Annotated in this window: 23 protein-coding genes; 13 read left to right on the top strand and 10 right to left on the bottom strand. The window is 70.0% G+C overall.

All coding sequences use genetic code 11. The annotated features are described in order from the left end of the window. Nucleotides 1–6: 6 nt before the first annotated feature. Complete coding sequence (locus AB0M88_RS13400) at nt 7–1,380, bottom strand: hypothetical protein (RefSeq protein WP_364100202.1); 1,374 nt, start codon at nt 1,378–1,380, stop codon at nt 7–9. A 315-nt stretch (nt 1,381–1,695) separates the two neighbouring features. Further along, complete coding sequence (locus tag AB0M88_RS13395) at nt 1,696–2,289, bottom strand: molybdopterin-dependent oxidoreductase (RefSeq protein ID WP_364100199.1); 594 nt, start codon at nt 2,287–2,289, stop codon at nt 1,696–1,698. A gap of 288 nt (nt 2,290–2,577) precedes the next feature. Here AB0M88_RS13395 and AB0M88_RS13390 point away from each other — a divergent pair, with 288 nt between their 5' ends. Together AB0M88_RS13390 and AB0M88_RS13385 are read left to right on the top strand one after the other, a co-directional pair. Continuing rightward, entirely contained in the window at nt 2,578–2,910 is a 333-nt protein-coding gene (locus tag AB0M88_RS13390; RefSeq protein WP_364100196.1) for a nuclear transport factor 2 family protein, read from the top strand. A gap of 103 nt (nt 2,911–3,013) precedes the next feature. Then, the gene (locus tag AB0M88_RS13385; RefSeq protein ID WP_364100193.1) at nt 3,014–4,228 is read left to right on the top strand and encodes an MFS transporter; all 1,215 of its coding nucleotides are present in this window, start codon (nt 3,014–3,016) and stop codon (nt 4,226–4,228) included. A 24-nt stretch (nt 4,229–4,252) separates the two neighbouring features. Here the strand turns inward: AB0M88_RS13385 and AB0M88_RS13380 are convergent, their stop codons facing one another. From AB0M88_RS13380 to AB0M88_RS13370, 3 genes are read right to left on the bottom strand one after another with little or no spacing between them, the layout of a single operon-like run. Beyond that, a complete protein-coding gene (locus AB0M88_RS13380) occupies nt 4,253–4,942 on the bottom strand; it encodes a substrate-binding domain-containing protein (protein ID WP_364100190.1) in 690 nt (229 codons plus the stop codon). Nucleotides 4,943–4,964: 22 nt separating this feature from the next. Beyond that, on the bottom strand, nt 4,965–6,605 hold the full coding sequence (locus AB0M88_RS13375; RefSeq protein WP_364100187.1) for an MFS transporter: 1,641 nt from the start codon (nt 6,603–6,605) through the stop codon (nt 4,965–4,967). A 27-nt stretch (nt 6,606–6,632) separates the two neighbouring features. Next, nucleotides 6,633–7,733: a tannase/feruloyl esterase family alpha/beta hydrolase gene (locus tag AB0M88_RS13370; protein WP_364100184.1), complete on the bottom strand. Its 1,101-nt coding sequence runs from the start codon at nt 7,731–7,733 to the stop codon at nt 6,633–6,635. Nucleotides 7,734–7,764: 31 nt separating this feature from the next. Here AB0M88_RS13370 and AB0M88_RS13365 point away from each other — a divergent pair, with 31 nt between their 5' ends. Further along, nucleotides 7,765–7,989 carry a hypothetical protein gene (locus AB0M88_RS13365; protein WP_364100181.1) on the top strand — a complete coding sequence of 75 codons (225 nt, stop codon included), beginning with the start codon at nt 7,765–7,767 and terminating at the stop codon, nt 7,987–7,989. A gap of 134 nt (nt 7,990–8,123) precedes the next feature. On the opposite strand, the gene AB0M88_RS13360 is transcribed toward AB0M88_RS13365, so the two are convergent. Then, on the bottom strand, nt 8,124–10,874 hold the full coding sequence (locus tag AB0M88_RS13360) for a BTAD domain-containing putative transcriptional regulator (protein WP_364100178.1): 2,751 nt from the start codon (nt 10,872–10,874) through the stop codon (nt 8,124–8,126). Between the two features lie 173 nt (nt 10,875–11,047). Between AB0M88_RS13360 and AB0M88_RS13355 the strand changes: the two genes are divergently transcribed. Beyond that, complete coding sequence (locus AB0M88_RS13355) at nt 11,048–11,416, top strand: hypothetical protein (protein WP_364100175.1); 369 nt, start codon at nt 11,048–11,050, stop codon at nt 11,414–11,416. 7 nt (nt 11,417–11,423) lie between these two features. Here AB0M88_RS13355 and AB0M88_RS13350 read toward each other — a convergent pair whose 3' ends face one another. After that, the gene (locus tag AB0M88_RS13350; RefSeq protein WP_364100172.1) at nt 11,424–11,882 is read right to left on the bottom strand and encodes a hypothetical protein; all 459 of its coding nucleotides are present in this window, start codon (nt 11,880–11,882) and stop codon (nt 11,424–11,426) included. A gap of 154 nt (nt 11,883–12,036) precedes the next feature. Between AB0M88_RS13350 and AB0M88_RS13345 the strand changes: the two genes are divergently transcribed. After that, nucleotides 12,037–12,846, top strand: a complete 810-nt coding sequence (locus AB0M88_RS13345) for an SAM-dependent methyltransferase (RefSeq protein ID WP_364100169.1) — start codon at nt 12,037–12,039, stop codon at nt 12,844–12,846. 149 nt (nt 12,847–12,995) lie between these two features. After that, complete coding sequence (locus AB0M88_RS13340; RefSeq protein ID WP_364100166.1) at nt 12,996–13,916, top strand: hypothetical protein; 921 nt, start codon at nt 12,996–12,998, stop codon at nt 13,914–13,916. Between the two features lie 19 nt (nt 13,917–13,935). Here AB0M88_RS13340 and AB0M88_RS13335 read toward each other — a convergent pair whose 3' ends face one another. Genes AB0M88_RS13335 through AB0M88_RS13325 form a run of 3 tightly spaced genes read right to left on the bottom strand, consistent with a single transcriptional unit; the run spans nt 13,936 to nt 16,975 of the window. Further along, entirely contained in the window at nt 13,936–14,958 is a 1,023-nt protein-coding gene (locus tag AB0M88_RS13335) for a LacI family DNA-binding transcriptional regulator (protein ID WP_364100163.1), read from the bottom strand. A 23-nt stretch (nt 14,959–14,981) separates the two neighbouring features. Next, nucleotides 14,982–16,145: an MFS transporter gene (locus AB0M88_RS13330; protein WP_364100160.1), complete on the bottom strand. Its 1,164-nt coding sequence runs from the start codon at nt 16,143–16,145 to the stop codon at nt 14,982–14,984. Then, nucleotides 16,142–16,975, bottom strand: a complete 834-nt coding sequence (locus tag AB0M88_RS13325) for a hypothetical protein (RefSeq protein WP_364100157.1) — start codon at nt 16,973–16,975, stop codon at nt 16,142–16,144. Before AB0M88_RS13325 ends, AB0M88_RS13330 begins: the two co-directional genes overlap by 4 nt. 182 nt (nt 16,976–17,157) lie before the next feature. Here AB0M88_RS13325 and AB0M88_RS13320 point away from each other — a divergent pair, with 182 nt between their 5' ends. The 7 genes from AB0M88_RS13320 to AB0M88_RS13290 are packed head-to-tail and all read left to right on the top strand — an operon-like array spanning nt 17,158 to nt 25,442. Next, nucleotides 17,158–18,396 (top strand): amino acid ABC transporter substrate-binding protein, encoded by a 1,239-nt coding sequence (locus AB0M88_RS13320; protein ID WP_364100154.1) that lies wholly within the window; start codon nt 17,158–17,160, stop codon nt 18,394–18,396. Nucleotides 18,397–18,403: 7 nt separating this feature from the next. Next, nucleotides 18,404–19,282: a branched-chain amino acid ABC transporter permease gene (locus tag AB0M88_RS13315; protein WP_364100151.1), complete on the top strand. Its 879-nt coding sequence runs from the start codon at nt 18,404–18,406 to the stop codon at nt 19,280–19,282. A 46-nt stretch (nt 19,283–19,328) separates the two neighbouring features. Then, nucleotides 19,329–21,122, top strand: coding sequence for a branched-chain amino acid ABC transporter ATP-binding protein/permease (locus tag AB0M88_RS13310; RefSeq protein WP_364100148.1), 1,794 nt, complete (start codon nt 19,329–19,331; stop codon nt 21,120–21,122). Further along, the gene (locus tag AB0M88_RS13305) at nt 21,109–21,837 is read left to right on the top strand and encodes an ATP-binding cassette domain-containing protein (RefSeq protein WP_364100145.1); all 729 of its coding nucleotides are present in this window, start codon (nt 21,109–21,111) and stop codon (nt 21,835–21,837) included. Before AB0M88_RS13310 ends, AB0M88_RS13305 begins: the two co-directional genes overlap by 14 nt. Before the next feature lie 10 nt (nt 21,838–21,847). Then, nucleotides 21,848–22,771, top strand: coding sequence for an NAD(P)-dependent oxidoreductase (locus tag AB0M88_RS13300; RefSeq protein ID WP_364100142.1), 924 nt, complete (start codon nt 21,848–21,850; stop codon nt 22,769–22,771). After that, the gene (locus tag AB0M88_RS13295; protein ID WP_364100139.1) at nt 22,768–24,006 is read left to right on the top strand and encodes a Xaa-Pro peptidase family protein; all 1,239 of its coding nucleotides are present in this window, start codon (nt 22,768–22,770) and stop codon (nt 24,004–24,006) included. Before AB0M88_RS13300 ends, AB0M88_RS13295 begins: the two co-directional genes overlap by 4 nt. A gap of 8 nt (nt 24,007–24,014) precedes the next feature. Beyond that, nucleotides 24,015–25,442: an NAD-dependent succinate-semialdehyde dehydrogenase gene (locus AB0M88_RS13290; RefSeq protein WP_364100136.1), complete on the top strand. Its 1,428-nt coding sequence runs from the start codon at nt 24,015–24,017 to the stop codon at nt 25,440–25,442. Nucleotides 25,443–25,455 lie beyond the last annotated feature (13 nt).

Below are 25,455 nucleotides of genomic sequence, written 5' to 3'. Positions count from 1 at the left end.
CGAAGCTCAGGCCGCGTCGGCGACGACGTGGACGAGGTTGCGGGTCTGCTGCGTGATCGCCAGGCGCCAAGCGTCGAACGTCGCGTCGCTGGGAAGGTAGTCGGTCTCGAAGTGCTGCATGTCCGGGGTGTGGATGTGGCCGGCCGGAATGGTGCGGCCCGTCCGGTCGCGCAGCAGCGTGTTGCGGTAGGCGCTCTCGTTGGAGAGGTAGTTGCCGCCGCCGCCGCTGTAGGAACACGACTGCGGGTCGGGCGGGGCCGGCGGCGTCACCGGCGGGTACTGCACCGGCGGCGGGTCGTTGCGCGTCACCCGGGTGGTCGACGTGCAGTCGGGGAACTCGGTGTAGTTCGTGTGCCACACCACGCCGAACGCGACGGACTCGTCGGGCCATGCGTCGCCCGGTGGACGCGGCACGCTCGCGCCGGTCCGCGCCGCGATCATCGCGGCGACCGGCAGGGTGCTGGCCGTCCACTGCGGCGGGTCACGCAGGTCCAAAGTGGACGGACCGCCCCAGCGGTCCACCACCGTGATGTCGCACTCGGGATTGTTCACGGCCAGCTGGGGCACGTCGCCGACCGCCGGGCAGGGCCGGAACCGGTCGTTCCCCACCGAGACGCCGTGGTAGCGCGCGTTCCACTGCTCGAGGTTGAACACCGAGTCCACGGCCTGGCTGACCGTGATCGAGGCGTCGACCTGCCGTGGACCGGGCCGCATGAACGGCCCGACGGTGTCCTCCAGATATCCGCGGCGGAACTCCGGATAGCTCACCGGCAGCGTGTACGCCTCCACGTAGGCCGTCCGGCCGTCCGCGGTGCGGTAGTGCGTGCCGTCCAGGGACAGTGCCGCGGCACCGGAAGGGTTGCCGTGCCGAATGTTGTTGCCGGCCGCGCCCGGGGCCGTCCCGGCCGGCCCCCCGTCCAGCGTGTACGGGTCGAACCCGCTGACGATGACCCGCTTGACACCGGTTCCCCCGGGGAAGTCGATATCCGACATCCCGCGCGACGTCCGGTCGAACTTCTCGATCAGCTCCAGCCGTTGCCCCGAGAAGAGCGGGAACCGGGGCGTCCACTGCCGGATCGCCGCCGTCGCCTGGACCCGGGTCCAGTAGAGCGGCCGGTCGTCGCTGTACGGCAGGTCGCCCCGGACCCGCACCCGCCGCTGAGCGCGATCGACCGCCATGTTCCAGAGCCGGCCGGCGTCGGCGGACACGATCTTCTCTGCCGCGCCCAGCGAACCGGCCCGGCACAGTTGCGCCACCAGTGCCGGCGTGAAGTCCTGGAAGCCGGCCCCCTCGATCATCTGCTGGGCGAACGGTTCGCTCTGCGGCACCGCCGGGTCGTCGTTGTCCGGAAGGGTGAAGGTGAGGCGACTCTCCTCCACCGACAGCGCCGCGCTGTGGTCCCGACAATCCCGACCGGAGGGATGAGCTCCGGCGGAGCTCCCCGCCGTCATCGGGGTCAGCAGCGCGACCACGCTGATGCACGCGAGCGCGGAGGCGGGTCCGGGTCGGATCATCTGGTCGGCCCTCCGACAGATCTGCGACAGGGGAAGCGACGGTGGCAACGAGCCTCTGGCGACTCGCCCAACGTAGGCCGCCGCCGGAGACCGGTCAATAGACGTGGATCTATAGGAGGATCTATAGGAGGATCTATAGGAGGACCTATAGGACACGCAGCGGTGGGGAGGGCCGGGCACTCACCCGTAGCGCTCTTCCTTCCACGGATCACCGTAGATGTGGTAGCCGTTCTGCTCCCAGAACCCCGGCTCGTTGGACGGCATCAGCGTCAGCCCGCGGATCCACTTCGCGCTCTTCCAGAAGTAGAGGTGCGGGACCAGCAGGCGGGCCGGACCACCATGCTCGGGTTCGAGCGGCGCTCCGTCCGCCTCGATCGCGATCCACGCCTTGCCATCGAGGAGGTCCTCACGGGGAACGTTGCTGGTGTATCCACCGTACGAATGCGCCATCACGTAGTCGAAACCGGTCTCGACGTTCTCGAAGAGCTTGTCGAGGCTGACACCGCGCCAGGGCATGTCGAGCTTCGACCAGTGGGTGACGCAGTGAATGTCGACCCTGACGTCCTCGACGCCGAGTGCGAGGAGCTGTTCCCAGCTCCAGCGGTGCTCGGTGCCGCTCCCGTCGCGGATGACGAACTCCCACGTGCCGGTGTCGACCTGGGGTGTGGGACCTGCGGACAGGACAGGCCACCCTTGCACCAGAGTCTGCCCTGGCGGGAGCCGGTCGTCCGGCTTACGCCGGTGTCCGGAGAAACCACGATTAGCAAATGCCAACGCTCGCTCCCATCTTCAGTGATCGATCTCGCGGGATCGGAGAAACTCGTGTCCCGCACACCGGACCACGAGCCTGAGCGCGCGGCCGGCCGAGACGATACCTTAGGTGGACGATATAGTCCATGTATGCTCGACAGGGCGCCCGAAGCCGTGATCAACATAGCTGCTCAGCGCACCGGCAGCTCTCCTATGCTCGCTCTTAACAAAGGACGATATAGTCCTCGCGGCCAGGCATGGGCATAGCCGTTGAACACACATGTTCACCATCAGACAGAAGGGCCAGGAGACATGAGCGACATCAAACAGTCGGCCGAAGACCTTGCGGTCCTCGAACAGCTCAACGTCGACTACAACGACGCGGACCAGGCCAGCGACGCCAAGCGCTTCAGCGAACTGCTCGCTGAGGACTTCATCGTCCAGACGCCGGGCGTCACCCGTAACCGCGAGGAGTACCTCGAATACATCGCCAAGCCCCGGCCCTTCAAGGATCTCGCGCTGCGCGAGTCCAGGATCCGCATCCTCGGCGACGTCGCCCTGATCCACGGCCGCGCCACCTACACCATGATCGCGGACGGCACGGAGCAGGAAGCCCCTGTACACGGACGTGTACCAGAAGCGTGAAGGCACCTGGTTCTGTGTCTCGGCCTGTGCGATCGCTCCGGGCGCCTGACACCGATCGAGCGAAGCGACATCCGTGCAGAGGACAACAGGAAGGCGCAGCTCGATGCTCAACACGGCACCAGTGACCAACGTGACCGGCCGGGGCAGAACACTCCGGCTGGCCTTCATATCCGCGGTGTTCTCCCTGGCGGCCGTGTTTGTGGCGGTGGGCTCGACCATCCCGCTGTTCAACATCTACCGGGCGGAGGAAGGGTTCACCAACGCCGACATCTCGATGACCGTCGTCGCCTACTCCGTCGCCACTCTCGCCACGCTGTTGGTGCTGGGGCGCCTGTCCGGTCATCTGGGCCGGCGCCCCACCTCGATCGCCAGCCTGGTCCTGATTCTGCTGGGCTGTGTGCTGCTGGTGAACGTGCACGGCATCGGCATCCTGATCGCCGGCCGGTCGCTGATGGGCCTGGGCGCCGGCCTGGCGAGTAGCAGCCTCACCAGCTACGTCGTCGACGCGGCACCGGCCAGGCCGGCCTGGTTGGCCTCGGTGGCTTCCAGTCAGACGGTCATGCTCGGCCTCGCCGTCGGCGCTCCGGCCTCCGGCGCCCTGGTCCAGTTCGGTCCTCGGCCACGCGAACTCATCTTCCTGGTTGTCATCGGCCTCCTGCTCCTGTCCGTCGCTCTCCTTGCCCTCAGCCCGGAGACCGTGACCCGCAAGCCCGGTGCCCGGCGATCGCTGCGCCCCCGCGTCTACGTGCCGGCACGGGTCAGAGGACTGCTCCCGGTCGCGGCGGCGGTGTTCCTGGCCACCTGGGCGGCCGGCGCCTTCTACCAGGCATTCGTGCCCGCCCTGGTCGAGGATCAACTGCACACCGGCAGCCCGCTCATCATCGGGCTCGTGTTCGCCGCCTACATGGGTCCGAGCGTCCTCGGCGCTCCCCTCGGCGGCCTGTTCGCACCCGCGACCGCCCAGCGCGTCGGCATGACCGGCTTCCTGATCGGAATGACCGGCATCGTCACCGCGATCGCGACCGGCACGCTGGCGCTGTTCATCGCCGCGACCATCGTCGCGGGCGCCTCTCAGGGCATCGCCCTCAGCGCCGCCACCCGCGGGCTCCTGCAGGGCAACACCCTGGCCGACCGGGCACCGATCTTCAGCGTCATCTACCTCCTGAGCTACAGCGGCGCGACGATCCCCGCCCTCATCGCCGGCCAACTCTCCACCATCTTCTCGCTCCCGCAGATCGCCGTCGGATACGGCGTACTCGCCCTCGTAGCCACCGTGTTCACCGCCATCGGTGCGCACAACCCGCGAAACGGTGAGTAACCAGGTGCGCCTCGAAGGCTCGGGTCAGGCGACCGTCATGCCGGCGGCTATGACGTACCTCTGAGCCTCCTCCGAGGTGAGGAACTGGAGCACTTTCCGTGCTGATGCCTTGTTTGCCGACCGGGCCAGGACCGCCCCGCTGAATGTCGAGCGAATTGCCGCCGCGCCCGGGAGCGGACCGAGTATTCGTATCCCGGCGAGATCCGACAACTCGCTGCCCTGCTGGAATCCGAGGTCCGCTTCGCCGCCGGTCAGCAAGGTTCCGACGGGTATTCCTGATCGGGCCTGCACCAATCGGGGTTGAACCGCCTCGAGGAGTTCCCAGCGCTCGAGGAGGTCGATCAGTGCCTTGCCGCTCGGGCCGGTGGAGTACGCGATCCGGCCGGCACCGGTAACCGCCGCCTTCACGTCCGCGTCGGTCGAGAAGGTCACCGGTGCCGCGTTCTCGGGAACGGCGGCGACTACGTCGGAGACGAACAACGGCCTCAGCGTTCCGTCCTCGAACAAGCCGTCCGCGTCGAGGCCGGCCATCTGTTCGCTGCTGAGCACCGCGACGTCCGCCCGGACCCCGGCCCGGATGCGCCGGGCAACTTCGACTCCGCCGGCGGAATCGAAGTGCACCGGCCGCGATGACTGTCGTAGCCACGCCTCGCTCAGATCGGTCAGCAGGCCTTTCGTCGCCATCGACGAGAGTCCCAGGATCTGTTCAGTCACTTCGTCTCCTCGACGCCGCGGCCTACCGGGGGACGGTTTCGTCGGGGACGTCGATGAACGCGTGCGTGTAGGCGCGGCCGCCGAGCATCAGCGCGGCGATCGCCGCGGCGAGCAGGGCCGAGATGCCACAGACGAGATAGGCGAGGCCGTACCCGTGCGACAACGCGTGGAACGCGACGTCCTTGAGCGGGTTCGGTGGATTCGGGATCGCGTTCGCACCCAGGGGCCCGGAGTTCACCGCACCCTTGAGCTCGGGCGGCACCGTGCCCGAGGAGTTGAAGGCGGCGACGGACTGCTGAAGGCCCGGTGACCCGGCGACCTTGGCGCTGATCGCGTTGGCCGCACTGGTGAGCGCGATGGCCGCGACGATCGCCGGGCCGAGGGTCAGGCCGAAGTCGCGCACCATGCTGGTCGCACCACTGGCCATGCCCGCCTTGGAGGTCGGCACGCTGTTGACGGCGACGACCGTGATCGCGGTGACAGCGGTCTTGAAGCCGGCACCGACGACGAGCAGCGGGACGGCGACCGCGGTCAGGCCGAGGTGGGTTGCGGGGATCGCGGCCAGCCAGACGTCACCGATGCCGATCAGCCCCATGCCGGCCGCCAGCACCCAGCCCGGATTGAACTTCTGCAGCATCTTCGTGCTCACCGGGAACAGGATCACGCCCATGATGTTGAGCAGCACGAAGCCGACGGAGGTCCTGAGCGGCGTGTAGTTCTGGATCGCCGACAGCCGGATGCTGGTGCCGTAGGCCGTGCCGAGGTAGGCGAACATCCCCAGCACGGTCACCACGGCCGAGACCGTGAACATCCGGTTGCTGAACAGGTCGAGCTGGATGAGTGGCTTGTCGACGCGCCGCTCGATCACCACGAACAGGGCCAGGAACACCGCGAAGACCACGAATCCGGCGATGACGATGCCGCTGCCCCAGCCGTCCTCGGCGCCCTGGACGACGGAGTAGATCAACGCGAACAGCGCCACCGCGATCGCGAGCTGGCCGGGCCAGTCGAGCGAACGGCCGGCCGGAGAAGAGGAGTTCTCCGCCGCCACCAGCGTGATGACGATGCTGACGACGGCGATCACGGCCACGGCGAGGAACGCCCACCGCCAGCTGGCGTACTCGCCGCCGGAGTGGTGCACCTTGGACAGCACACCACCGAGCAGCGGCGAGCCGAACCCGCCGGTCGTGAGCGCGGCCGCCCAGATCGAGAGGGCCCGTGCCCGGTCGTTCACGGTGTGGGTGCCGGCGGCGAGCATCGCGATCGAGGTCGGGAACAGCGCCGCGGCGCCGATGCCGGAGACGACCTGGCCGGTCAGCAGCAGCCCGGCGCCGTGCCCCTCGGGGGTGAGGAAGGCGAGCAGGCCGCCGAGCGCCATCAGCGCGGCGCCGATGGCGAGCAGGCGCTTGCGCCCGAACAGGTCACCGACGACGCCGAAGCTCAGCTCCAGCACGGTGACCGGAACCATGAACGCATCGGAAACCCAGGTCAGCGTCGTGGACGTGGTGTGCAGATCCTGGTTGATGTAGCCCTGGGTGGTCGCCGGGATGCTGACCCCGAGCTGGGCGACGAAACAGGCCGCGACGGCGGCGATCAACGTGCCGGTAGCGAGCCGGGGCAGGACCGACGTCCTGCTGCCCGAGGCCGCGACGTTATGGCTCATGGTTGCTTCTCTCTGTGGGGGTGTGTGCTAGCCGGCCTTGCGGGTAAGCCAGGTCGTCGATGGCTTGAGAACCAGCTTCGGGCCGACCGCCTCGGCCCGCACCTGGTAGTCGCTGGAGAACAGGCGCGCGCCCAGCCAGTTGAAGTCGTCCTGGACCGGGTGGCGCGGGGTGTAGGAGACGAAGTTCGACGCGCTGTCGATGCTGCCGGTGCCGTCGTAGCGGGCGACCGCGGGGAACGGGTAGACCGGCCGGGTGCGGGTGACCGCGCCGGCGGAGTCGGTCAGCGAGGCGACGATCCTGGTCGGCGTCCGGCCGCTCTCCGTCCACGCCATCACCGGGGTGAGCACGTCGAAGACGTTCGGGCCCGTACCGCCGCCGCAGTGCGCGACCCCCGGGAAGAGGAAGAATTTCGCGAAGCTGTCGGTGGTTTTCGCACCCAGGGTTTTCTGTACGGCGTCGTAGTACTCGATCGTGCCCTGCGGGGAGATGTGCTGGTCACCCCAGCCGTGCCAGAGCACCAGCTTGCCGCCGTCGCGCTGGAACCGGCTCAGGTCGGGGTCGAGGGCGGAGAGGTAGCTGGAGGAGGGGATGAACAGCGTCCAGTCGAGCTCGGAGCCCCACTCGTGGGAGACCGCCGGTTCGAGCCGCTTCCCGTCGGCCGTGACGGCCCCGTTGTGCAGCCGCCGGACGACGCCGGCCTCGGCGGTGGTCAGGCAGGTCGAGGCGGCCAGCACCGCCTGGTGGATCAGCGGCAGCTTGTCGGCGAGCAGGATGTACCGGCCGGTGCCATCCACGTTGGTCAGCACGTTCCAGGCATGGTGGAAGATGTTCTGTACGTCCATGTCCTGGGCGGGCGCACCGGCCGCGATCCCGTCGAAGTCGCCGGGGTAGCGCTGGGCCTCCATGAGCGCCTCGCGGCCGCCGTCGGAGCAGCCGTCGAAGTAGGAGTAGGCGGGACGCTTTCCGTAGAACTTCGCGATGATCGCCTTGGCGGTCTGGGCGGTGACGTGCTCGGCCCGGTACGCGAAGTCGATGATGGCCTGCGGGTTGTCCGCCGCCCAGGAGCCGTCGGTCTGGCCCTGGTGGCCCATGTCCGTGGTGGCGCTCGCGATCTGGCCGCCGGTCACCGGGGTGCAGCCCGTCGCCTGGGTGTAGCTGATGTTCGCGCTGCCGCATTCGCAGGTCGAGGCCGGTCACCGCGCCGCAGTCGATGACCGGGGCGACCGCCGGCAGCTCGCGCAGGCCGTCGGCGTCGACCGCGACGGGCTTCCCGCCGCCGCGCGCGGACGCCACGCCGGGCGTGCCTGCCGCGGCGGCAAAGGTCGCCACCATGATGGCGGCGAGGAGCAGGCCGTGTCCTCGGAGAAGTTTTCGGGGACGTAGGAACTCATACATGGACAGCCTCCGGCATGTCGCTGCGGTGAGCACACTACGGCCGATTTACAGCCGTGTTTCGGATGCTAGCGAGATTGTTAACAATCGGGAAGACAATCCTGCGGGCAATCCAGCCCCACGGCTCAAGCCAGGCGGCCGCGAACGATTCCGGCGTCCGCGTGACCGATGGCCTCCAGGCCGGCCAGCGCCTCCTGCCACGACCGCCGGGCCGACTCCGGTTCTCCGGCCGCGTCCTGCGCATCCCCGAGGTGCCACAGGGTGACCCCGACGTTGTACCGGTCGTCCAGAGCCCGGTACAACACCAGGGCCCGCCGGTAGCTCGTCGTCGCGGCCGACGGGTCACCGCCGTGGTGCTGCGCGTAGCCGAGCGTGTCCCAGGCCGCGGCCTCACCGTCGCGGTCGTCGAGCTCCCGGTACAGGGTGAGGGCTTCCCTGGCGTACGTCAGGGCTTCGGACGTGTTCCCGGCCTGGGCGAGCATCCAGCCGACCGAGTTCAGCGCGCTGGCCAGGCCGTCGAGCCGGCCGGCGCGGCGATACAACTCGACCGCGCGCCGGGCGTGCCCGACCGCCTCCGGCCGGCGCCCCTGCTTGGCCAGCACGTGACTGAGGTTGTCGTGCGTGGTGGCCTCCCCGGCCGGATCGCCGAGTTCGACGAACAGGTCCAGCGCCTGGCGGAAGTGGGCGTACGCGTCCTCGTGCTCGCCCATGTTGCCGAGCGCGCGGGCCAGGCTGCGCTGGGCGGCGGCCTGGCCGGGCCGGTCACCCAGCCGCCGTGCGGCGGTCACCGCCGCCCGCTGCGTGCCCGCCCAGTCCGGCCAGTACCCCTGGCGCAGCTGGAAGGTCATCAGCGTCCAGGCGAGCTGACAGACCGGCCGGTCCCAATTGCGGTCCGCGCAGCGGCTCACCGTGGACAGCAGCACGCGGTGCTCAGCGGTGAACCACTCCAGTGCCTCTCCGTAGTCGGCCAGCCGCCGCACCGAAACTCCGGGACGGGGTGCGGCGAGAACGATCGGTTCGCGGCCGGGATAGAGCAGCATGGCCGCCCCGTACCCGGTATGCAGCAGGTGATCGACCAGCCGGCCGAAGGCGGTGTCCCGCTCGTCCGGCGGGTCGATCCGGTCGGCGAGTTCACCCGCGTACGCCCGGAGCAGGTCGTGCATGTCGTATCGGCCCGGCTGGTGCTCGCGCAGTAGGTGCGCACGGGTCAGTTCGGCCAGCGCCGCTCGGATGCCGGGCACGGTTTCGCCGGCCAGACTCGCCGCGGCGGCGGTGCTGATGTCGGGGCCGGTGTGCAGGCCGAGCAGGCGGAACAGGCGAGCGGCGGGCGGCCGCAGCGTGTGGTACGACCAGGACAGCACCGCGCGTACGTGGTCGTCCCGGTCATCGCCGTCCAGGCTGTCCAGGGCATCGCGGGCGTGGTCCAGCTCGGCGGCGATCGCCGACAGCGGAAACGACGGATGGCCGGCCGCGCGCACCGCCACCATGGCCAGAGCCAGCGGCAGCCCCGTGCAACTGGCGACGATCCGGCTGGTCGCCGCCGGCTCGGCCGCGGTGCGCTCCGAGCCGATCCGGGCCGCCAGAAGCTGCCGTGACTCCTCGGGCGCGAGCAGGTCGAGGGTGACCGGGCGGGCGCCCTCGGCGACCAGGCCGGCGAGCCGGTCACGGCTGGTCAGCACGGTCAGGCCGGCGGAGGCGCCGGGCAGCAACGGCCGTACGTGTTCGGCGTCCCGGACATTGTCGAGCAGCACCAGCATCCGCCGGTCGGCGAGCAGGCTGCGGTACAGCGCGGTCTGCTCGCGCAGACTGGTGGGCACGTGCTCGGCCGGAATCCCCAGCGCGGTGAGGAACGCGCGAACGGCCTCGGCGGCCGTCACGAGGGAACCGGCCGGCGCGAAGCCACCCAGATCGAGGTAGAGCTGCCCGTCCGGAAAACGGTGCCGCTGCCCGTGCGCCCAGTGCACGGCGAGCGCGGTCTTGCCCACCCCGGCGGTCCCGGTGATGCCCAGGACGAGACCGGCCGCGTCCTGCTTTCCCAGCGCATCGAGATGATCGAGGTCCGCGCGGCGCCCGGCGAAATCCGGGAGGTCCGCGGGCAGCTGGGCGGGGACCGGCAACGGCGGGCTCTCGCGTATCGCGACGGCCGGGGCCGCGTCGCCGAGCAGGACGGCCTGGTGCGCCTGCCGCAGTTCGGCCCCCGGTTCGACACCGAGATCGTCGATGAGCCGGCGGCGGGTGGCGGTGTAGAGGTCGAGTGCCGCCGCGGTCCGGCCGGCGTTGTGCAGGGCGCGCATGTACACCGCGGTGAGCGGCTCCACCAGCGGATGCTCCTCGACCAGGGACGACAGACGGCCGACCACGTCATCGGTGTCGCCCGTCTCCAACGCGGACCCGGCCCAGGCGATCACCGCGTCCAGGTACTGCTGGCGCCACCTCTCGCGGATCTGCCCGGCCCACCGCCCCGTCATCCCGGCCAGGGGCTCCCCCGCCCACAGGTCGATCGCGCGGCGCAGCAGAACGGTGCGGTCCGGCCCGGGCTCGCGGGCCTGTCGGCCGAGCCGGTGGAACCGGAGCACGTCCACCCGCTCGTCATCCAGGTCGAGCAGGTATCCCCCGGACCGGCGGATCAGGCCCACCGGCTCGTCGAGGTCCTGGCAGACCCGGCGGATGCGGGTCAGATGGGCCTGCAGCGCCCGCCGCCCGCGGTCGGGTGCCTCGGCTCCCCACACCCGGTCCACCAGCGTCTCGACCGGCACCGACCGGCCGGCATCGACGGCCAGAGCGGCCAGGACGAGCCGGCGCTGTGGTGGTCCGACGTCGACGGCACGACCGGGCGTGATCAGCTCCACCGGGCCCAGCAGCCGGACCACCACCACGTCGCGCCTCCTCGTCCCGGCAAACCGACCATCGCTGCCAGGACGACAACATATCGACAACGTTCCACCATCTACTCACGACGATCATTCCCGAGGACCGGCGAACGTATCGGCCGCCGAGCCGGCCCGGCCGCGGTCTCCGGAGACGTTCGTGACAAGGGGGAGGAACGCACATGAGGGGCAAGTTGTCCGCCGTTCTCGCAACGGCGGCCACCGCTACCGTTCTGGCCGGGGGCGCGACGAGCGCGAGCGCGGCCACGGCCAAGGCGGCCAATGACGGCTGGGGATGTCCGTCCGGTTACGTCTGCATCATCGCGCCGGACGGCGCCACCATCAAGAGCAAGTTCTACACCTACGGAGCCCACAACCTGTCCAACATCTACGGCGTCAACACCGTGGACAACAACCAGACCGGCGGGGCCACGGCCACCCTCTGCTACGGCTACAACGGCGTCGACTGCACCGGTCAAACCGTCGTGGTCGGGTGGGTGTTGCACTACAACTTGACGCCGTACAACTCGATCCGCCTGAACCGGCCGTGACCGGCGTCTAGGCACGACGCGGCTCGGCCAAGGGGCTACGGGGGCGGGCCGCCGACCGGAACAGCCACGCGCCGGTGAGCGTCCCCGCGACGCCTGCCACCAGCAGGAAGAACCACCGTGGGAGCGGTTCGGCCGGCTCGCTCAACGCGCAGTACTCCGGCGTCCATTCGACCGGGATCTGCGCGTTGAGCGGGGGCAGGACGTGGTCGGGGAACGCGATCTTGCCCATACTGCAGGTCACCACGCCCCGGGAGGTGACCGCCCGGACCGCCACGTAATACGGACGGCCGAGAGCGTCCGGCACCACAGCGTAGACAGTGGCGGTGACCAGTTCACCGCGCGGCGGCCGGGGCTCGAAGTCGCCGAACAGACCGACCAACAGAAAGCTGACGGTCAGAACGACCCCGAGAAGAGGAAACGCGACGCGCGCCCGGCTCTGGAAGTAGTCGGGCTCGTTCATCGGCATGGGTAGAGGTTAATGACCGTGATCAACCGGACGAGGCGGTGACGCCGTCCGGATCCGGGGTCACATCATCGGTGACATCGACGGGACCCGCTCCTGAACCCCTGTATCCTGGCGTCGATCCACAGTGGCCGCCGCACACCGAGGGGCAACGCCGATGACCGATGAGACGCAGCCGTCCGACGCGAGTACGGCGGCCAAGATCGATACCGCTGTCCCGCAGACAGCGCGGGTCTGGAACTACTGGCTCGGCGGCAAGGACAACTACGCCGTGGACCGCGCCCTCGGTGACCAGATCGCCAAGGAATTCCCGATCATCGTCGATATCGCCCGTGCCGACCGGGCCGTCCTCAACCGGGCCGTGCGTTACCTGGCCGGCGAGGCCGGGGTGCGTCAGTTCCTCGACATCGGCACCGGCCTGCCGACCACCAACAACACCCATGAGGTGGCCCAGCAGGCAGCACCGGATGCCCGCATCGTCTACGTCGACAACGACCCGCTCGTCCTGGTGCACGCTCGCGCCCTGCTGACCAGCGGCCCGGAGGGCGCGACCGACTACATCGACGCCGACCTTCGCGACACGGACACGATCTTTCGCGAGGCGGGGCGCACTCTCGACCTCACCCAGCCGGTTGTGCTGATGCTGTCGGGGATCCTCGCCCACCTTCCCAGCGTGGAGGAGGCCAGGACCGTGGTGCGGCGGACCATGGACCGCCTGGCGCCGGGCAGCTATCTCGTGGTTTGTGACGGCACCAATACCAACCCCGAACTCAACGAGGTCATGAAGATTTGGAACGCGACGGCCAATCCGCCGTACGCGATGCGCAGCCCGGAGGAGATCGCCAGTTATTTCGACGGTCTGGAACTGGTCGAGCCGGGCCTGGTCGATGTCACCCGGTGGCACATCGACCCCGCCGGAACGCAGCCGCTGCACAACCTCGTCGGCGTCGCCCGCAAACTCGCCTGAGCCGGCGGCCGTCGCGCCGGCCGACGAGGGGTGACAGCCGGACCACACGCCCCGAAGCGACTGTTGCAATCGATTGCGGCCTGATCTAGCGTACGTTTCCGCAGCTGCTCCGCCTGCGGTTTCGGTCTGGTGCGAGATGAGGCCTCACGATGGATGAATGGGACTGGTCCACGGACGCGGTGCGGACCGAGGCGCTCGCCGGATCCGAGCTGCCCGCGCACTACTTCCTGGCCGAGACGCTGGACGGGCTGTACGTGCCCTACGCCCTGCGGCTGCCCGCGGGTGCGGGCCCGCATCCGTTCGTGTTCGTCGCCTACGGCAACGGCGGCGGCGGGTTCGCCTGGTTGCGGGATCGTGTCCACCGCTTCCGGCACATCACCGACGTGCTGCTCGACGCCGGCTACGCGTGCGCCTGGAGCCGGTACCGCACCGAGGTGGAGCTCGGCTACCAGACCGGTGGACGGTTACGCACCGACACCCGCCAGGGCATGGACCTGATGAGCCGCGCGCCGCTGGAGTACGAGGACGAGGTCGCGGTGCTGCGGCACGTCGCGCGGCACCCGCGCATCGACGCCGACCGGCTGTTCCACCTCGGTGTCAGCCATGCCGGCGAAATGCTGTTCAAGCTGTGCTCGCAGTACAGCGGTCTGCTGCGGGCCGCCGTGGCGGCGGAGCCGGCCTCGCACGAGCTGCTGACCTTGCGGCTGGACGACCACCCGACGGTGCGGACCACCGACGGGCTGCGCGACATCGAGAGCCTCGAGATCCGCAGCGTCGACCGGGCGCGGGCCCGGATCACCGACCCGGACGAGGTTTCCGGCCGCCTGGACGGCGTCGACATCCCGGTGCTGGTCCTCGGCCGCGAGCAGGACGAGCTCCAGGGCATCTTCCGGCTCACGTACGACCTGCTGGCCGAGAAGCGGGCCGACGCCGAATGGCGCTCCTGGAGTCACGACATCCACGGCTACATCTACCCCGAGACCGGCGCCGACGGTGTCCCGCAGGTCGACGAGGTCCAGCGGGAGGCGCTGGCGGTCATCGTCGACTTCTTCGAACGCCACCGCGCCTGAGCCCGGCCGCAGATCTCGCTCAGGCCGGGTGCGGCGGCGCCGTCGACGCCCGCACCAGCAGGGAGGGCGCCAGCAGCACCGAGCGGGAATGCCGCTCCGGCTCGTCGAGCGTGTCGAGCAGCAGCCGGGCCGCCTCGCCGCCGATCTCGTAGTGCGGGATCGCGACCGTGGTCAGCGGTGGCCGCATCTTGTCGAGGAACGGTATCTCGTTGAAGCCGATCACGCTGATCTCGTCGGGGCAGCTGATGCCGCGCTCGGCGAACACGTCGTAACAGCCGAGCGCGATCAGGTCGTTGCCCGCGACGACCGCCGTGAACGAGGCGCCGGAGTCGAGCAGCTTGCGCAGCCCCTGCGCGCCCTCGGTCTCCGACCAGTAGCCGCACTCCACGGTCAGCGCCGGGTCGGCGGCGAGCCCCCGGTCGATCATCGCGTGCCGGAACGCGCGGGCCCGGCTCAGGCCGGTGGACGTCTGCTGCGGCCCGGCCAGGTGCGCTATCCGGGTGTGCCCGAGGCCGGTCAGGTGGGCGACCGCGAGCGCGATGCCCGCGTCGTCGTCGGCGGCCACGGACGGCAGGTCGAGCCCGTCGACCCGGCGGTTGACCAGCACCATGCGTACGCCCTGCTGGTGCAGTTGCACCAGGAGCGGGTGTTCCCGCCGGGCGGTCGCGACGATCAGCCCTTCCACCTGCCGCGACCGAAGCGACTCCACCTGGGTTTCCTCGCGGCGTGGGTCGTTGTCGGTGTTGACGATCCAGGCGCTGTAGCCGGCCGGCGTGAGAACGTCCTCGATGCCGCGCACGATCGGCGGGAACAGCGGGTTGGTCAGGTCGGGAATGACCAGGCCGACGGTGCTGCTGCGGGCGGTCTTGAGGCTGCGCGCGATCGGGTTGGGCTGGTAGCCGATCGACTCGGCGGCGCGCAGCACCTTGCGCGCGGTGTCCGCGTTGACCAGCGGGCGGGTCTGCGGGTTGAGGGCCCGCGAGGCGGTCGCGGGGTGCACCCCGGCGAGCTGCGCCACATCACGGAGTGTCGGGGCCGTCATCCGTACGACTTTAGGCTCACCCATCACGATCCTCCCGCCGGCACCAGGCTTACCTGCCAGCGGGCCCGCGCCACCGTGGCGAGCACGCCGAGCGGGATCGCCGCGACCGCCAGCCCGGCGAATGCCGTGCCGTAGTGGCCCGCCTCGGCCGGGCCGGCCACCAGCGCCGAGGACAGCGCGCTGCCCGCGAACAACGCTCCCGCGAAGCCGGAGACGACGGTCGCCCGGGCGGACGGCAGTACCTCGGTGGCCCAGGTCTGCAGCGAGGAGTGCATCGCGGCCCAGGCCACGCCGATCAGGATCGCGACGCCGGCCGCGACCCAGGCCCGCTGGGACATGGCCGCGACCGCGCAGGCGGCCACCGCGGCGACCGCGCCGATCCCGATCAGCCACCAGGTCGGCCAGCGGCGGGAGAGCGCCCCGGCGACCCGGGCGAAGACCAGCACCGCGAACCCGTAGACGGCGGTGATCGCGCCGGCCAGCGCCGCGCTCACCCCGGTCGACTCGATCGCCGGCGGCAGCAGCGTCAGCGCGCCGAGCAGCACGCCGCCCTCGATGAAGGCGAGCAGCAGCACGAGGAGCGCGGACCGGGAGCGGAGCAACCGGCCGACCGGGGCGAGCACGTTCTCGGTGGGCCGGTCGGTGGCCGGCTCGGGCAGGTGGCGCAGCAGGAACACCAGGATCAGCGCGCACGCGGCCGAGATCAGGAACGCCACCCGCCACCCGGCGGCGACGGCCAGGACGCCGGCGCCGGCCGAGGCGAGCGCGGTGCCGAGCGCGACGCCGACCATCAGATTGGTGACCTCGGTCTGCCGGCGCGCGCCGGAGACGGTGTCGCCCACGTAGATGAGGCTGGCCGGGATCGCGGCGCTGAACGCCGCGCCGGCCAGCGCCCGGGCGACGCCCAGCTGGGTCACGTCGGTCACGGCGGCCGACGCGCCGGTGGCGAGAGCGGCCGCGACCAGGGTCACGCGCAGCGTGCGCACCCGGCCGAGCCGGTCCGAGACGACGCCCCAGACGGGCTGCATCAACCCGTACGTGAGGAAGTAGAGGCTGGCGGTGTGCACCACGGCGGAGAGCGGGACGCCCAGCGCCTGCGCCATCACGATCAGCATGGGCGGCATGGCGAACCGGTCCATGGTGCTGACGAACGAGGTGGCCTGCAGCAGCCGCAGCGGGCGGCTCACGCGAGTGCCAGCGCGGCCGCCAGCGGATCGCCGTCGAGCGCCGGGCCGTAGCGGCGGCGCAACCCGACCAGCGTCTCGAGGGAGGCCCGGTCGATCTTCCCGTCCGGGACGAGGCCCTCGGTGGGCGACCGCAGCCGCTTCAGGTAGCGCTCGGCGAGCACCTCGTCGAAACCGAGCGCCGACGCGGCTTCCCCGACGACGATGGCATCGTGCTCCCCCGCGACGATCTGCGCGGCGACGCCGGTGAGGGCCGCCGCGAGCCAGGGAACCGGCTCGAGCGCGGCCAGCACGGTGCCCAGGTAGGGACCGCAGGCGCCGGCGACGCTCAGGACCGGCCGGAAACCGGCGGCCTCGGCGTGCAGTTCGTTCCCGGCGTTGAGCATCGTGGCGTCGCACTCCCCGGCCAGCAGCGCACGCAGCCGCGTCGGCGTCGAGCCCAGCGTCACCAGCTCGTAGTCATCGCGACTGCGGCCGAGCGACTCGGTCAGCGCGTACATCGCGAAGGCGAAACCGGAACCGGGCACGTCGACGCCGAATCTCGCCCCCGCCGGGTCGCCGTAGAGGGCGAGGCCCATCCCCCGGTCGATCGCGGCGAGCATCTCGACCGGCGCCTGAACGCCGAGCGGGTTGACCGGGCTGAACCGGTAGGCCAGGACGTTGTCGGGGCTGGTCAGCACCGCGTCGAACGTGCCGTCGAGCAGCGCGCGGAACTGCGCCGGTGAGGAGGACACGAGCGTCTCGGTCACGTCGTGATCGAGCCGGCCGAGCCGCCGGCACACGCGCAGCAACACCGACGGCGTGAACGTTCCGAGTCTGACTGTAGCGGCCACGCCTGACAGTTCACCGCACTCGATTGCAGTAGCGCAAGCCCGTGATCCAACGAAGATGAGCAGCTTGTCTTTGCAGTCTTGACACGTATGTAACACGACGTACATCCTTGCATCGCAATCGATTGCGGCCTCGCCTTCCCCGCGGTTCACCGGTGGGGAGACCTCGAAGTGGAGGGCCCTTGATGATCGAAAATTCCGTCACCCGACGCTCCGTCCTTGCCTTCTCCCTCGCCGCCACGGTCGGTCTCGGCCTCACCGCGTGCGGCTCCCGTCCCTCGGAGAAGGCGTCGACCGACACCAGCAAGCCGCTCACCATCGGCATCTCGCTGCCGCTGACCGGCGACTTCTCCCAGCCCGGCACCGAGGCCCGACGCGGGTACGAGGTCTGGGCCGATCAGATCAACAAGTCCGGCGGCCTGCTCGGCCGGCAGGTCACCCTCAAGATCGTCGACGACGCCAGCAGCCAGGACACGGTGGTCAGCGACTACACCAAGCTGATCACCCAGGACAAGGTCGACCTGGTCCTCGGCACGTTCTCCTCGCTGCTCAACTACGCCGCCTCGGCCGTCGCCGAGAAGAACGGCATGGTCTTCGTCGAGCCGGCCGGCGGCGCGCCGAACATGTTCACCCGCGGCTTCAAGAACCTGTTCTTCGCCCAGCAGGGCACCGCGCCGCACCAGGCCGACGTCTTCGTCAACTGGATCAAGTCGCTGCCCGCCGACCAGAGGCCGAAGACAGCGGCGTACCCGACCCAGGACGACCCGTTCACGACCCCGGTCATCCAGAGCATGCAGAAGCAGCTCGAGGGCCTCGGCGTGCAGACCGTGTACAGCTCGACGTACCCGGCCGACACCACCAACTTCCAGCCCATCGCGAGCCAGCTCGCCGCCAAGAAGCCCGACCTGATCGCCCAGGGCGCGGTCTTCGAGGACGGCGTCGGCGTGATCCGCTCGCTCAAGCAGCTGCGGTACTCGCCGAAGATCATGTACCAGACGTCGGCCCCCAGCAACGCCGGCCAGTACAGCTCCGGCGTGGGCGTCGGCAGCACCGAGGGCGTCTTCTACACCGTCAGCTGGCACCCGGACGCGAAGACGCCGCACAACCCCGACTTCGTCGCCGGTTACAAGGCGAAGTTCCAGAACGCCGACCCCGCCGAGGACGCGGCGGACGCGTTCGGGGCGGCCGAAGTGCTCCAGGCCGCGATCACCGCGGTCGGCTCGACCGACCAGGTGAAGATCCGCGACTGGCTGCACGCCAACCAGGTGCCGACTATCCTCGGCCCGCTGAGCTGGAAGGACACCGGCGAGCCGAACGGCCAGTTCCTGCTCGGCCAGTGGCAGTCCGGCAAGCCGCAGATCGTGGCCCCGGCCGAAGCGGCCACCTCGCAAACGGTCGTGAATCCCAAGCCCGACTGGAAGTGATCGCCCCATGGCCCATTTCGTCCAGGCCGTCGCGCTCGGCGTCCTCATCGGCGGCATCTACGCGCTGATGGCCTCCGGTCTGACGCTCATCTTCGGAGTGCTGAAGATCGTGAATATCGCCCAGGGTGCTTTCCTCATCCTGGTCGCCACGTTCACCTGGTGGCTGTGGCGCGAGACCGGGCTCGACCCGATCCTCGCCTCGGTGGTCACCGCCCCGCTGATGTTCGGACTCGGCTGGTTGCTCTACCGGTTCGTGATCCGCCGGATCAGCGGGCAGCCGGCGTCGATGTCGGTGCTGCTCACCTTCGGGCTGGCGCTGGTCATCGAAGGCGTGCTCAACGTGGTGGCGGGCAACAAGTTCCGCTCGGCCACCCCGGCGTACTTCGAGCAGAGCTTCCGGATAGGTGGCGTGCTGCTGCCCAAGGCTCAGGTCTACGGCTTCCTCGCGGCGGTCGTGGTGCTGGGCGGCCTGTACATCGTGCTCACGCGGACCTGGACCGGCCGGGCCATCCGGGCCACCTCGCAGAACCCGTCCGCGGCGGCGCTGGTCGGCATCGGCGCGACGGCGACGGCAGCGCTGGCGTTCGCGCTCGGAAGCGCGAGCGCCGGCGTCGGCGGGTCGATCCTCTCGGTGCTCTACCCGTTCTTTCCCGCCTCGCACTACGACTGGATCTCCCGGCTGCTCGGCATCGTGGTGCTGGGCGGCATGGGCAGTCTGCCCGGGGCGCTGACCGGCGCCCTCGTACTCGGGCTGGCCGAGACATTGACCGCAACCTATGGATCGCTGCAGTGGTCGACGCTGGTCTTCTACCTCGTGATCATGGCGGTCCTGCTGGTGCGGCCGCAGGGTCTGTTCGGGGCCCGACTGCGAGAGGACGCGGCATGACCGACTGCACAGGAACGCGCGGCGGGCACGCCCGAGGAGAAGCAGCATGAGGAAGGTACGCAAACAGCACCTGATCGCCGGGATCGCGCTCCTCGGGTTCCTGATCTATCCGCTGGTCAACCCGTGGCAGCCCTATCCGCAGGGCGTCATGCTGACGATGTTCCTGCTTGCCGTCCAGGCCACCAGCTGGAACATCGTCTCGGGCTACGCCGGCTACATCTCGCTGGGCCACAGCATATTCCTCGGCCTGGGCTCCTACACCGCGGCGATCATCGCGCTGCACACCGGCGTCAACCCACTCTGGGTGGCCCCGCTCGGGGGCATCACGGCCGTGGTCGTCGCGGTGCTGTTCGGCTCGGTGGTGCTGCGCACCCGTGGCCACGCCTTCGTGATCATCACGATCGCCCTGCTGCTGTCCTCGCAGATCGTCGCCACCAACTGGAAACCGCTGACCAACGGCTCCGACGGCATCACGCTCGAACTGCCGTTCTGGAGCGCCGACTTCCAGAACATACCGTTCTACTACGCGTTCCTGCTGCTCCTCGTGCTGACCGTTCTGTTCAGCGGGTGGATCGCGCGGACCAAGTTCGGCACCGGCCTGATCGCGATCCGCGAGGACGAGGGCAAGGCGGCGTCGATCGGCGTCAACACCACGGTCTTCAAGATCATCGCGTACGGGGCCAGCAGCTTCTTCATCGGCGTCGCGGGCGGGGTGTACGCCTACTACCAGACCTTCCTCAACCCGGTCGGGTCGTTCGCGATCCTCGGCAGCGTGCTCATCGTCCTGGCCGCGCTGGTCGGCGGCCGGGGCACGCTGTACGGCCCGGTGCTGGGCGCGTTCATCATCTCGCTGGTCAACGAGGGGGCGACCGTCTACGGCGGGAACACGCAGTCCCGCGTACTCATCCTGGGTCTGATCCTGGTCGGGGTCGTGCTCTTCCTGCCCGCCGGGCTGCTGCCCACGATCGAGGCGGCCTGGCGCAGACGCCACCCGGTGAAGGTGGAGTACACCGACCAGGTCGGCGCGCTCTCGCACAACACCGCCGTGGTCCGCGAACGCCTCCCGCAGGAGGCCGGGCCCGGCCCGCTGCTCGAGGTGCGCGGGGTGGTCAAGCGCTTCGGCGGCCTGACCGCCGTCGACGGCGCCGACCTCAGCGTCGAACGCGGCTCGATCACCGCGCTGATCGGGCCGAACGGCTCCGGCAAGACCACCCTGTTCAACCTGATCACCGGCAACATGCCGGCCGACGAGGGCACGGTCACGTTCAACGGCAAGCGGATCGAGAAGCTGCCGCCGTGGACCCGCGGGCACCTCGGGCTGGGCCGCACCTTCCAGGTGACCCGGCTGTTCAAGGACATGACGGTGCTCCAGAACGTGGTCGCCCCGCAGCCCGACGGGAAGCTGCGCACCATGCTGGCCGACGCGGTCAGCGGCGCCGAGGCGTCCCGGGCCCGCGACCTGCTCGACGTGGTCGGGCTCGGTTCGTTCGCCCAGCAGAAGGCCGGCGCCCTCTCCTACGGCCAGCAGAAGCTGGTGGAACTGGCCCAGGTGCTGATGCTGTCGCCCGAGCTGATCCTGCTCGACGAACCGGCCGGCGGCGTCAACCCGAGCCTGCTCGGCCGGCTCACCGAGGTGATCCGCGAGCTCAACCGGGACGGCGTCACGTTCCTGGTGGTCGAGCACAACATCCCGCTGGTGCTCGACCTGTGCGATCCGGTCTACGTGTTCGCCCGGGGCCGGTGCATCGCCTCCGGGCCGCCCGGGCAGATCCGGGAGGACCCCCTCGTGCTGGACGCCTACCTCGGCGACGACTGGAGGAACGCCGATGCTAACGCTTAGCGACGTCACGGCCGGGTACGGCGGCGGCGACGTGCTCCAGGGTGTCGACCTGCACTGCGCCGAACGTACGGTGACCTGCATCGTCGGCCCGAACGGCGCCGGCAAGTCCACGGTGCTCCGGGTCATCAGCGGGCTGCTGCGCTGCCGTACCGGATCGGTCTCGCTCGGCGGGACCCGGATGGACGGCCTCGATCCCGCGAAGATCCTCGGGCTCGGCATCACCCAGGTGCCGCAGTCGCAGGCGCTGTTCCCCGGCATGTCGGTCCGCGAGAACGTGATGCTCGGCGGCTACCTGATCCGCCGCGACCGGAAACTGCTCGCCGCGCGCTACGCGTCCGTCTGCGAGCGCATCCCGATCGTGGCCGAGCGGGCCGGCGACCACGCCGGCAACCTCTCCGGCGGGCAGCGGCGGATGGTCGAGATCGCCCGCTGCCTCATGCTCGACCCCAAGCTGCTGCTGCTCGACGAGCCGTCGCTGGGGCTGGACCCGAAGAGTCTGACCGCGGTGGCCGGCCTGATCCACGGCCTCAACGAGGGCGGCACCACGGTCCTGCTGGTCGAGCAGAACGTGCGGCTCGGCCTCGGCCTGGCCACTCACGGGGTGGTGATGGAGGGCGGCAAGGTGCGGCTCACCGGCACCGCCGCCGAGGTCCGCGACAACCCCGAGATGGCCTCGCTCTATCTGGGCGGCACCGCCGCCTCACCCGCCAAGTAAGGAGCTATTGATGGCTGACAACGACCTCACCGTCGGGTGGATCGGCGCGGGCCGGATGGGCGCCGCCATGGCGATCCGGCTGCGGCGGGCCGGAATGACGCCGTCGGTCTGGAACCGGACCCGGTCGAAGGCCGAGGCCACCGGGTGCGACGTCGTGGACCACATCGCCGACCTGCGCGGCTGCGACGTCGTCTTCACGATGGTCTCCGCCCCGGCCGACCTCGAGGAGGTGCTGCTCGGCGAGGGCGGGCTGCTCGCCGACCCCGCTCACGTGCCCGGCACGCTGGTCGACTGCTCCACCGTCTCCACCGAGTCGTCCGAGCTGGTCCGGGCCGAGTGCCTGGCTCGCGGCGTCGACTTCCTGGCCGCACCGGTCAGCGGCAACGGCAAGGTGGTCAGAGCGGGAAAGCTGAGCATCGCCGTCTCCGGGCCGCTGCCCGTCTACAAGCGGGTGGAGCACCTGCTCCGGCACATCGCGCGGTCCGTCACGTACGTCGGGGACGGCGACGTCGCCCGGCTGGTGAAGATCTGCCACAACCTGATGCTCGGCGTGGTCACCCAGTGCATGGCCGAGATCACCGTACTGGCCGAGAAGGGCGGCGTCTCCCGGGCCGCGTTCCTCGAGTTCCTCAACGACAGCGTGATGGGCTCGACGTTCACGAGATACAAGAGCCCCGCGTTCGTCCACCTCGACTACACGGCGACCTTCACACCGCTGTTGCTGCGCAAAGACTTCGACCTCGGCATGGCCGCCGGCCGCAACCTGGACGTACCGATGCCTCTGGCCGCGCTGACCGCGCAGCTGGTGCAGCAGACGGTGTCGAGCGGCCGGGTCACCGAGGACTTCGCGGTCCTGCTCGACCAGCAGGCGGCCGGCGCCGGGCTGGCGTTGGAGCCGGAGGACACCCCGGTCGACGACGGGCTCTCGTCATGAGCCGGCCGCTCGCCGCACCGGGGCACATGGCGGTCGACTACGAGCAGCGGGTCGACTTCGACCGGCTGCGCCGCTACCGCCTCGAGCGGGCGGTGAAGTCCCTGGCCGGCTCGTCGTGCGGGGCATTCCTGTTGTTCGACTTCTACAACATCCGGTACACGACGCAGACGTGGATCGGCGGGGCGCTCGGCGACAAGATGACCCGCTACGCGCTGCTCACCCGCTCCGGGAAACCCGCGCTGTGGGACTTCGGCTCGGCCGCCCGGCACCACAAGCTGTACTCGCCGTGGCTCGACCCGGACGACTGCCGGGCGGGCATGCTCGGGATGCGGGGTGCGATCGCCCCGGCCGCCGGCCTGATGGAGTCCGCGGTCCGGGAGATCAAGGGCATGCTGGAGGACGCCGGCCTGGCCGGCGAGCCGGTCGGTGTGGACATCGTCGAGCCGGCGTTCCTCTTCGAGATGCAGCGGCAGGGTCTGAAGGTCGTCGACTGCCAGCAGCTCATGCTCGACGCCCGGCTGATCAAGTCGGCCGACGAGATCATGCTCCTCAACCAGGCGGCCGCCATGGTGGACGGCGTCTACCAGGACATCGTCGAGGTGCTCAAGCCCGGCATCCGCGAGAACGAGATCGTGGCGATGGCCAACAAGCGGCTGTACGAGATGGGCTCCGACCAGGTGGAGGCGATCAACGCGGTCTCCGGCGAGCGGTGCAACCCGCACCCGCACAACTTCTCGGACCGCATCATCCGCCCCGGCGACCAGGCGTTCTTCGACATCATCCACTCCTACAACGGGTACCGGACCTGCTACTACCGGACCCTCGGGGTCGGCCGGTCGACGGCGTCACAACGCGAGGCGTACGCGAAGGCCCGGGAATGGATGGACGCCGCGATCGCCGTCGTCCGCCCGGGCGCGGGCACCGACGAGATCGCGGCGGTGTGGCCGAAGGCCACCGAGTTCGGGTTCGAGAACGAGATGGCCGCGTTCGGCCTCCAATTCGGACACGGGCTCGGCCTGGGCCTGCACGAACGGCCGATCATCTCGCGGCTCAACAGCATGACCTCGCCGGTCGAGCTGCGGTCCGGCATGGTGTTCGCGCTGGAGACCTACTGCCCCGCGAGCGATGGCTTCTCGGCCGCCCGCATCGAGGAGGAGGTAGTGGTCACCGACGACGGCCCGCGCATCCTCACGCTGTTCCCGGCCGAAGACCTCGTGGTCGCCAACCCCTATTAGGAGTTTCTGTGGAGACCGATCTCTTCATCGGCGGCAAGTGGATCCCGTCCTCCACCGGTGACCGCTTCGACGTGCGGGACCCGGCGACCGGTTCGGTGATCGCCTCCGTCGCCGACGGCTCGGTGCAAGACGCCCTGGCGGCGGTTGCGGCCGCATCCGACGCGGCGGCTTCCTGGGCGGCAACCCCGGCACGGGTACGCGGTGAGCACCTGCGCCGCGCCTTCGAGCTGATGACCGCGCGCGCCTCGACCTTCGCCCGCCTGATCAGCCAGGAGAACGGCAAAGCGCCGGCCGATGCCCACAGCGAGGTGCTGTACGCCGCCGAGTTCTTCCGCTGGTACGCCGAGGAAGCGGTGCGCGCCCTCGGCTCCGTGGCGACGGCGCCGTCCGGGGCCAACCGCATCCTGGTCGTACGCCAGCCGGTGGGCGTCTGCGTGCTGGTCACCCCCTGGAACTTCCCGGCCGCCATGGCCACGCGCAAGATCGCGCCCGCGCTGGCCGCCGGCTGCACCGTGGTGCTGAAGCCGGCCAGTGACACCCCGCTGACCGCTCTGGCGATGGCCGAGCTCCTGGCCGAGGCGGGTATCCCCGACGGCGTGGTGAACGTGCTGCCCTCGCGCAGCTCGGGCCGGGTCGTGTCGGCGATGCTGCACGACCCGCGGGTCCGCAAGGTGTCGTTCACCGGCTCCACCGAGGTCGGCCGGCTGCTGCTGGCCGAGGCGGCCGACAATGTCGTCAACACGTCCATGGAGTTGGGAGGCAACGCTCCGTTCCTGGTCTTGGCCGACGCCGACCTGGCCGCCGCGGTCGACGGCGCGATGATCGCCAAGATGCGCAACGGCGGCGAGGCGTGCACGGCGGCCAACCGGTTCTACGTCCACCGCTCGGTGGCCGGCGAGTTCACCGAGCAGTTGACCGCCCGCATGGCGGCGTTGCGGCTGGGCCCCGGCACCGACGCGGACACCCAGGTCGGCCCGCTGGTCAACGAGGACATTGCGGCCAAGGTGGACGGGCTCGTGCGGGACGCGCTGGCCGCCGGCGCGACCGCGACCACCGGCGGCACCCGCCCGGACGGGCCCGGCTACTACTACCCGCCCACGGTGCTGACCGACGTCGCCCCCACCGCGGCGATCCTCCGCGAGGAGATCTTCGGCCCGGTCGCCCCCATCGTCACCTTCGACACCGACGAGGAGGCGGTGGCGTACGCGAACGACACCGAGTACGGCCTGGTCGCCTACGTCTACACCCGGGACCTGACCCGGGGCCTGCGGATCAGCGAGGCCCTGGAGGCCGGCATGATCGGCCTGAACCGCGGTGTGGTGAGCGACCCGGCGGCCCCCTTCGGAGGCGTGAAGCAGAGCGGAATCGGCCGGGAGGGCGGCCACGAGGGCCTGCTCGACTACACCGAGTCCAAGTACATCGCAGTGACCTGGTAGCCCGTTGCGGTGG

Origin of the sequence: Actinoplanes sp. NPDC051411, from assembly GCF_040682075.1 — a bacterium.
In the GTDB taxonomy this organism is placed as follows: Bacteria; Actinomycetota; Actinomycetes; order Mycobacteriales; family Micromonosporaceae; genus Actinoplanes.
This window is presented reverse-complemented; position numbering and strand designations above follow the sequence as displayed.

Excerpts from the sequence above, each read along its gene's own strand:
- AB0M88_RS13345 (WP_364100169.1), top strand. The coding sequence starts at position 12,037 with ATGACCGATGAGACGCAGCCGTCCGACGCGAGTACGGCGGCCAAGATC.
- AB0M88_RS13375 (WP_364100187.1), bottom strand. The coding sequence starts at position 6,605 with ATGAGCCATAACGTCGCGGCCTCGGGCAGCAGGACGTCGGTCCTGCCC.
- AB0M88_RS13385 (WP_364100193.1), top strand. The coding sequence starts at position 3,014 with ATGCTCAACACGGCACCAGTGACCAACGTGACCGGCCGGGGCAGAACA.
- AB0M88_RS13295 (WP_364100139.1), top strand. The coding sequence starts at position 22,768 with ATGAGCCGGCCGCTCGCCGCACCGGGGCACATGGCGGTCGACTACGAG.
- AB0M88_RS13315 (WP_364100151.1), top strand. The coding sequence starts at position 18,404 with ATGGCCCATTTCGTCCAGGCCGTCGCGCTCGGCGTCCTCATCGGCGGC.
- AB0M88_RS13335 (WP_364100163.1), bottom strand. The coding sequence starts at position 14,958 with ATGACGGCCCCGACACTCCGTGATGTGGCGCAGCTCGCCGGGGTGCAC.
- AB0M88_RS13390 (WP_364100196.1), top strand. The coding sequence starts at position 2,578 with ATGAGCGACATCAAACAGTCGGCCGAAGACCTTGCGGTCCTCGAACAG.
- AB0M88_RS13320 (WP_364100154.1), top strand. The coding sequence starts at position 17,158 with ATGATCGAAAATTCCGTCACCCGACGCTCCGTCCTTGCCTTCTCCCTC.
- AB0M88_RS13300 (WP_364100142.1), top strand. The coding sequence starts at position 21,848 with ATGGCTGACAACGACCTCACCGTCGGGTGGATCGGCGCGGGCCGGATG.
- AB0M88_RS13305 (WP_364100145.1), top strand. The coding sequence starts at position 21,109 with ATGCTAACGCTTAGCGACGTCACGGCCGGGTACGGCGGCGGCGACGTG.
- AB0M88_RS13355 (WP_364100175.1), top strand. The coding sequence starts at position 11,048 with ATGAGGGGCAAGTTGTCCGCCGTTCTCGCAACGGCGGCCACCGCTACC.
- AB0M88_RS13350 (WP_364100172.1), bottom strand. The coding sequence starts at position 11,882 with ATGCCGATGAACGAGCCCGACTACTTCCAGAGCCGGGCGCGCGTCGCG.
- AB0M88_RS13310 (WP_364100148.1), top strand. The coding sequence starts at position 19,329 with ATGAGGAAGGTACGCAAACAGCACCTGATCGCCGGGATCGCGCTCCTC.
- AB0M88_RS13340 (WP_364100166.1), top strand. The coding sequence starts at position 12,996 with ATGGATGAATGGGACTGGTCCACGGACGCGGTGCGGACCGAGGCGCTC.
- AB0M88_RS13365 (WP_364100181.1), top strand. The coding sequence starts at position 7,765 with ATGTTCGCGCTGCCGCATTCGCAGGTCGAGGCCGGTCACCGCGCCGCA.